The following is a 7,308-nucleotide window of genomic DNA, read 5'->3' as shown; positions in this document are numbered from 1 at the left end:
AGATTCTCGTTGCGGAATTACTTGCGGGGATTTGCTTCGCCAGTCGCTATCGCTCGAGTCTCGTTCCTCCGAATGACAAACAGTACGCTTAATCACTCTTTTCTTTAAAAAAAACTTTGCGACTTCGCGACTTTGCGAGATTAAATCTGCACAAACCAGATAAAAAAAACTTTGTGTCTTAGTGCGCCTTCGTGACAAAAATCTAAACCGCTTCCTTATCGAAAATCAAATCCAGTCCGCCAGAAATCAAATGCGCTACTTCAGGACGTTTTGCTTTCAATTGATCCAAATAAACCAATACTTCTTGTAAAAGTTGTTTTTCAGCGGAATCTTTCAAAAGTTCTGCAATTTCAACAGAAAGCAACCAGTCATTAGAATGATCATTTTTCAGCTTTTCAAAAACAGATTTTAGTTCTGACTTCGAATCTTTATTTTCTCTTATAGAACGAACAGTCTGATAAAGAACTTCTAAATCATCACGTTCGTCTGTATGTTTTGCTTTAATGGTTTGAGAACTCGGAACAATATTAATCAAGTCAAAACTATTCACGTCGGCTGGACCGGAAAAAGCAGAAACTACTTTTTTACCAATCGCCATATCGTAATTTCCCCAGTCTGGCTGAAACAAAATCGTTTCGCCATGTGTTACAGTACAATTTCTAAAACTAATTAAAATAATTTCTCCGTGTAAGTTTCGGGATCCTGTAATAATTTCTCCTTCAACAATAATATTGCCTTCAAATTCTAATTTTACTTTTTCGTTTTCTACGATACTGTAAGCTTGTAAATCCTTCGGACTCATATCTTCAATCGCTAAATTGAAACCTTTTAGTTTTCCAATTGGACTACCGAATCCGTGTGGATGTGTCAAAGTTCCGTGACCAACTAATTCTTTTTCACGATATGATAAAGCTGTTTTTCCAGTAGTCTGAATGTAAACTGGTTTTCCTTCCTCTTCCAAAACATTGGTAAAAACGCCTGAAATTTGTAAACCAGTACTTAATTCGATAGTTCCTAAAGCATTCGAATGAATTAATTTCTGAATTCCCGAAAGTCCTCCTGTTCTTAAGGCCATTTTATTCGCAAATTCTTCTAAAATCAAACTTAAATAAGAAAAATTGGGCGTCACATAAAGTTGAGGTTGCAACTGCGTAATATCAAAATTCTGATTGGCTGCAGAAATATCATAAGGGATTTTCTTTACATTATCGGTCATGCACCAGGCACTTTCTCCGATAGAAGAAAGTAATCCGGCACCGTAAATTTTTGGGTCTTCAACAGTTCCGATTAAACCATATTCTACTGTCCACCAATGTAAATTACGAATCTGAGCCATTTCTGATAATTCGCCCATATTGTTTTGCAAATCAGCAACTGCTTTTTCTGCTTCATCAATTTTATCCTGAGGCGTATCTTCCGCTTCTTTCAAAATCGAAAGCAAACGAATCGCTTCGTACATCTGATAATCTTTATGAGATGAAATCGCTTTACAGCCAATTTCACCAAAACGTCTCAAATATTCAGCATATTCAGGATTCGCAATAATAGGAGCGTGGCCGGCACCTTCGTGAATAATGTCTGGGGCAGGTGTATATTCAATATGTTCTAATTGTCTGATATCGGAAGCAATAACCAAAACGTTATAAGCCTGAAATTCCATAAAAGCATTTGGCGGAATAAAACCATCAACGGCAACCGCAGCCCAGCCAATTTCAGTTAGGATTCGGTTCATTCCGTACATACTCGGAATAGAATCAATTTCGATTCCGGTTTTCTTCAAACCATCCAAATAAGAATGATGTGCCACTTTTGATAAATAATCTACATTCTTGCGCATCACATAACGCCAAACCGCCTGATTAATTGGCGTGTAATCGCTATAATCCTGTGGCTTAATAAATTGCTTTAAATGTTTCGGCAATCGCTCTAATAACGGGTTTGTCTCAATATTTGGATTCATTTCGAAAACGTTGTAGATTAAGAATGTAAAATTACGAATTTAAGGTGCTAATTTTTGCTATTCATCACAATTTTTTTGTTCGAAAGAGTTTTTTATTGAGGTTTTAATAGAAATTTTGTCTTGAGAAGTATTATGGTTTTTAGGAGCTAGTCCTGCTATCCGCTTGTATCTTTTCCTTGCTAAAGGAGCAAGAAAAAGGATAACGCTGCTATCAGGGCTAGGGAATCCGTTTTCAAAAGAATGTTTTCGAAGTATAAAAAGAACAATTTTCTAGCAATCGTTATTTTCATAATTAACTTTTTCCATTTTGGTTTCGTACGATTCCGTCTCTTTTTTAGTCATTTTCGCTTCTTTCAATTCCACTTTCAATTGTTTTTTGCTGTCAGAACTCATCCATAAACCACTAAAATTAGTTTCGTCTTTTTTTAAAATCATAAGACCTGTAAAGCCATGTTCTACTAATGCAAACTGATTCTCGTTTTTGGTATTTTGAGTAATGTCCAATTGAATCCAATTGCCGGATTTGTCGTAGTGATACATGGCAGTGTACATTAAATCGGCTGTGCAGGGGTTTTCTTCTGTCTTAATAAAAAAAGTAACGGCTATTTTTCCATCAATTGTGCCTTTGTATAAATTGCTTTTAGACGCTTGCGCATTGGCAGAAATAATGATAAAGAGAAAAAATAGAAGAGATAGTAATGCTTTTTTCATATTTTATTAAAAATTGATTCCGCCAAATTTAGTTATTTAGGAATACCATTTAGATAAATTTTTATTGATTCTCTAAATTCCTAAAATAATCAATTTTATGATTGAACATATAGGCCATATTTGCGGCTCTCATTTTTGCTTCTTCAGTAACAGTTCCTGCAAAAAGTACGTCGATTGAAGAATTAAAAAGAAAAACCCAACGGTCAAAATGAGTTTTATCTACCGGTAATTGTTTGTGTGGTGGAAAAGGAGTTCCGGAATAAGCACGGACATCAAATAATATAGTTTGCCAAAAACCGTACATTTTTTGTAAATGCATAGGCCAGCGGTCCTGAAGTTTGTCATTAAAAATCGGCCCAAGAAGGTCATCTTGCCTAACCTTATCGTAAAAACTGTTGACCATTAATTGTATGTCTTCGATGTTCGAAATATCTTTAAGCGTTTCCATGTTTTCTAACTAAAATGAACTACAAAATTACACTATAAGTTTTTTTATTTCCTGATATTTGTCATCGGACCAGGATTTTTAACCAATTAATTGCGTAAACAAATCCTGATTATCATTTAAATACTGAAATTCAAAACCATTTTTGGTCATATTCAATTTGATATTCATAATATCTTTTTTGTTTTTCAATTCTAAACCAACCACAACAGATCCTACTTCTCGATTGTTCTTTTTGTGAAATTGGAAATAAGTAATATCATCATCCGGGCCTAAAATATTATTTACAAATTCTTTTAAAGCTCCCGGACGTTGTGGAAACTGAATCATGAAATAATGCATCAAGCCTTCGTAAAGTAAAGAACGTTCTTTTATTTCGGCCGTTCTTTCAATATCATTGTTGCTCCCGCTGACCACACAAACAACCGTTTTACCTTTAATTTTGTCTTTGTAAAAATCCAAAGCGGCAATTGTCAATGCTCCGGCTGGTTCTACAACCATTGCTTCTTCGTTGTACAAACGTAAAATAGTGGTACACACTTTTCCTTCCGGAACCAGAATAATATCTTCTAAATTTTCCTTACAGATTTCAAAAGTCATATCTCCAACTTGTTTTACCGCGGCGCCATCAACAAATTTATCGATAGTTGCCAAAGCGGTATTTTTATTTTCGGCAATAGAAGTTTTCATTGAAGGGGCGCCTTTTGGCTCAACACCAATGATTTTCGTATTCGGACTTAAATGTTTAAAAACCTCAGATAAGCCAGAAGCTAATCCACCGCCGCCAATCGGAACAAAAACATAATCGATTGGTTCTTTATAGCTTTCAAGAATTTCTAATCCAACAGTTCCTTGTCCTGCAATCACTTTTTCATCGTCAAAGGGATGAATAAATATTTTATGGTTTTTGATCGCATCTGCAGTTGCTGAAGCGTAAGCATCATCAAAAGTATCTCCTGTCAAAACAATTTCAACAAATGATTTTCCAAACAATTGTACTTGTTTTACTTTTTGTTTTGGAGTTGTTTTTGGCATGTAAATTTTGCCTTTTATTTGCAGAAGATGACAAGAATAAGCAACACCCTGCGCATGATTTCCTGCGCTTGCGCATACAATTCCGATTGCTTTTTCAGTTTCGTTCAACGAAGAAATTTTGTTGTAAGCTCCTCTAATTTTATACGACCGGACAATTTGTAAATCTTCTCTTTTTAATAAAATAGTCGATTTAAATTCGTCTGAAAGATTTAAATTTTGTGTCAGTGGAGTAGCAGCAACTACATTTTCAAGCTGTTTTTTGGCAGCAAGTACTTCGTTAAATAGATTCATAATTATTGTTTGATAAATAAAAAACCTCCCGATTTGGGAGGTTTAATAAATTGTATTTTGTTTACTTATTTATATAATACCCCACCATTATTGCTGAATAGCAATAATACTAATAGAGATAATAATGTTATTTAAGTTTTTCATTTCAGATAATTGAATCGCAAATGTATTAATTATTTTTTTTAACTGGCGGATATTGCGCTAAAACTTTGTTTACAATCTCAGCCACTTTTGCATCTTTTTTATCGACGTTTTTGGTTAAGGTAGCCACACCTTCACCTTGCCAGATCATTTCTTTCTTTTTAGCGTCAATCAGGTCGATGAATAAAGTTCCTTCTGTAGAAGTTGAAACGGTAGTTTGACCTCCATACATCATATAAGGATTCCATCCCCAACCCCAACCATAGCCCCAACCAGCGCTAAATTGGTTTACGCTTACTTGTTCTCTAGATTTAGTAAAAATGTTTACTAATAAATCAGGATTTTCGCTTTTAGTAAAACCTTTGGCTTGCATTTCGGTTTCAATGGCGTGTAGAATTCTTCTCTTATCCAAATCAGAAATTTCGACTTTATCAATTCCGGGCTTAAAGAAAGCATACGTTTTATAAGGCGCAAAATCTACGTTTTTATCATAATCAGAATAAACACTTACACTGCTGCAAGAGGCTAGTAGTATTAAAAGCAGAAAAACGGGTACTAATTTGAATGTTTTCATATTTATAAAAATTTATTGTTCTCAATCCTGATAAATAACTTTTTAAAATAGAGTTTCGTCAACTATATTAGGCAAAGTCACTTTTAGTAAAGGCTGAACTTCCATTGCTCTTTTTATGGCAAAAATTGCTTCGTCATTTCGAGCCCAGCTTCGTCTTGAAATTCCGTTGTTAACATCCCAAAAAAGCATTGATGCTAAACGTTTTGAAGCTTCTTTAGAACCATCAAGAACCATACCAAATCCGCCGTTTATAACCTCTCCCCAGCCAACGCCACCACCATTATGAATCGATACCCAGGTTGCGCCTCTAAAGCTGTCACCAATCACGTTTTGAATCGCCATATCGGCTGTAAAACGTGATCCGTCATAGATATTTGAAGTTTCTCTGTAAGGAGAATCGGTTCCGGAAACGTCATGATGATCACGCCCTAAAACAACAGCTCCAATTTCACCTCTGGCAATCGCCTGGTTAAAGGCTTCGGCAATTTTAATTCTTCCTTCGGCATCTGCATAAAGAATTCTGGCCTGAGAACCCACAACCAATTTGTTTTCCTGTGCGCCTTTGATCCATTTGATGTTATCCTGCATTTGTTGCTGAATTTCATCTGGACTAGTTTTCGCTAATTCTTCTAAAACCTGACTTGCAATTGTATCTGTTTTTTGTAAATCTTCTGGTTTTCCAGAAGTACAAACCCATCGGAAAGGTCCGAAACCATAATCAAAACACATTGGTCCCATAATATCCTGAACATAACTCGGATATTTAAAATCAATATTGTTTTCAGCCATTACATCAGCACCCGCACGTGAAGCTTCTAATAAAAAGGCATTTCCGTAATCGAAGAAATAAGTTCCTTTAGCCGTATGTTTATTGATCGCTTTTGCTTGTCTGCGTAATGATTCCTGTACTTTTTCTTTGAATAATTCCGGATTATTGGCCATCATTTCATTGGCATCTTCAAAGGAAATGCCAACCGGATAATAACCTCCAGCCCAAGGATTATGAAGCGAAGTCTGGTCAGACCCTAAATCAATTTTGATATTTTCTTTATCAAAACATTCCCAAACATCAACCACATTTCCTAGATAAGCAATGGAAACTACTTCTTTATTGGCTTTCGCCGATTTTACTCGCTGAACTAATTCTTCAGTCGAAGTTACGATTTCATTAATCCATCCTTGTTCATGGCGAATTTTGGTAATCTTCGGATTTACTTCGGCACAGACCGTAATACAACCGGCAATATTTCCTGCTTTTGGCTGAGCACCAGACATTCCACCCAATCCGGAAGTTACAAATAAATTGCCTTCAGGACTTAGTTTTATTTTTCTGAAACCATTCAAAACCGTAATCGTAGTTCCGTGTACAATTCCTTGTGGGCCAATGTACATATAACTTCCTGCCGTCATTTGTCCGTATTGAGAAACGCCAAGCGCATTCATTTTTTCCCAATCGTCCGGTTTAGAATAATTTGGGATAACCATTCCGTTTGTAACGACAACTCTTGGTGCTTCAGAATGCGAAGGGAATAATCCCATCGGGTGACCTGAATACATGGTTAAAGTCTGCTCATCTGTCATTTCAGACAAATACTGCATCGTCAATAAATATTGTGCCCAGTTTTGGAAAACGGCACCATTTCCGCCATAGGTAATTAATTCATGGGGATGTTGCGCCACGGCATAATCCAGATTGTTCTGAATCATGTGCATAATCGCTTTTGCCTGCAATGATTTTCCCGGATATTCATCAATTGGTCGAGCGTACATTCTGTAATCCGGACGCAAACGGTACATATAAATACGACCATATTTTTCTAATTCTTCTGAGAATTCGGTAATTAACTCGGCGTGATGTTGCGGTTCAAAATAACGCAAAGCATTTTTTAAGGCCAGTTTTTTTTCTTCTGCCGAAAGAATTTCTTTCCGTTTTGGTGCGTGATTAATGGCTAAATCATATGTTGCCTTTGGAGGTAATATCGAGGGAATTCCTTGTTGTATTTGTTCTTTGAAAGTCATTTTTTTTATTTTAGATTTTAGATTGTTGATTTTAGATTTTTGTAAAACGTAAAATTCAACATCTGAAAATTATTGTATGTTTAAATTATGTCGCTCCGCTGGAGCTGAACTTCAGAACGATAATGAAGTTCT

At 35.8% G+C, this 7,308-nt stretch carries 6 protein-coding genes; all 6 read right to left on the bottom strand.

What is annotated here, in order from left to right; translation table 11 throughout:
* Positions 1–202: 202 nt before the first annotated feature.
* Complete coding sequence (locus IRZ99_RS19860; RefSeq protein WP_194659118.1) at positions 203–1,960, bottom strand: aromatic amino acid hydroxylase; 1,758 nt, start codon at positions 1,958–1,960, stop codon at positions 203–205.
* 270 nt (positions 1,961–2,230) lie between these two features.
* Entirely contained in the window at positions 2,231–2,671 is a 441-nt protein-coding gene (locus IRZ99_RS19855) for a hypothetical protein (protein ID WP_194659116.1), read from the bottom strand.
* 61 nt (positions 2,672–2,732) lie between these two features.
* Complete coding sequence (locus IRZ99_RS19850) at positions 2,733–3,119, bottom strand: group III truncated hemoglobin (RefSeq protein ID WP_194659114.1); 387 nt, start codon at positions 3,117–3,119, stop codon at positions 2,733–2,735.
* Positions 3,120–3,197: 78 nt separating this feature from the next.
* Positions 3,198–4,442, bottom strand: coding sequence for a threonine ammonia-lyase IlvA (ilvA, locus tag IRZ99_RS19845; protein ID WP_194659112.1), 1,245 nt, complete (start codon positions 4,440–4,442; stop codon positions 3,198–3,200).
* A 169-nt stretch (positions 4,443–4,611) separates the two neighbouring features.
* Complete coding sequence (locus tag IRZ99_RS19840; protein ID WP_194659110.1) at positions 4,612–5,157, bottom strand: DUF4136 domain-containing protein; 546 nt, start codon at positions 5,155–5,157, stop codon at positions 4,612–4,614.
* Positions 5,158–5,199: 42 nt separating this feature from the next.
* On the bottom strand, positions 5,200–7,176 hold the full coding sequence (locus IRZ99_RS19835) for a urocanate hydratase (RefSeq protein WP_194659108.1): 1,977 nt from the start codon (positions 7,174–7,176) through the stop codon (positions 5,200–5,202).
* Between the last annotated feature and the right edge of the window lie 132 nt (positions 7,177–7,308).

Source organism: Flavobacterium sp. LC2016-12, assembly GCF_015351595.1.
Lineage (GTDB): Bacteria > Bacteroidota > Bacteroidia > Flavobacteriales > Flavobacteriaceae > Flavobacterium.
Note: the sequence above shows the minus strand (reverse complement) of the source record. Positions and strands in the feature narration are given on the sequence as shown.